The organism is Thiohalocapsa halophila, from assembly GCF_016583825.1.
Classification (GTDB): Bacteria; Pseudomonadota; Gammaproteobacteria; order Chromatiales; family Chromatiaceae; genus Thiohalocapsa; species Thiohalocapsa halophila.
In genome coordinates, this window is record NZ_NRRV01000273.1 from 1 (window position 1) to 610 (window position 610).

General features: G+C 63.3%; 1 protein-coding gene. It reads left to right on the forward strand.

Annotation, left to right across the window (positions count from 1 at the left end; translation table 11 throughout):
* Window positions 1–17 precede the first annotated feature (17 nt).
* On the forward strand, window positions 18–610 hold a 593-nt coding region (locus tag CKO31_RS26370; protein ID WP_200243968.1), incomplete at its 3' end, for an HAD family hydrolase.

Sequence of the window (610 nt, forward strand, 5' to 3'; positions counted from 1 at the left end):
ATGGACACACGTTCGAGGTGCTGAAGAACGTGGACACGCTCGTGCTCGACAAGACGGGAACACTGACCGAAGAGCAACCGACGGTCGGAACGATTCATGTCCTTGGGGAGACAAGTGAGCAAGGGGTGTTGCGTTTGGCCGCGGCGGCGGAGACCAAGCAGAGACACCCGATCGCCAGAGCGATCTTGGCGAAGGCCGCCGAGCTGGGTCTGGAACTGCCCGACATCGAGGACGCCGCCTATAAGGTGGGCTACGGTCTCACGGTGGGCGTCGAAGGGAAGCTCGTGCGCGTTGGGAGTCTGCGCTTTATGCGAGAGGAGGGCGTCGTGGTCCCACCGAGCCTCTATGCCACGCAGGAGCGTTGTCATGAGCGAGGCTCACCGATGGTTGCGGTCGCGAGCGGCGACACGGTTGTCGGAGCGATCGAGCTCATGGCAACCGTGCGGGCTGGGACCCGCGCGATTATCCGGGAGTTGGTGGAGCAATGTGGCGTGCAAGCGACGTACATCATTTCCGGGGATCACGAGGCGCCTACGCGTCGGCTCGCGAAGGAGCTGGGCATCGATGGCTACTTCGCGGAGGTCTTGCCGGAAGCAAAGGGTGGGCTGGT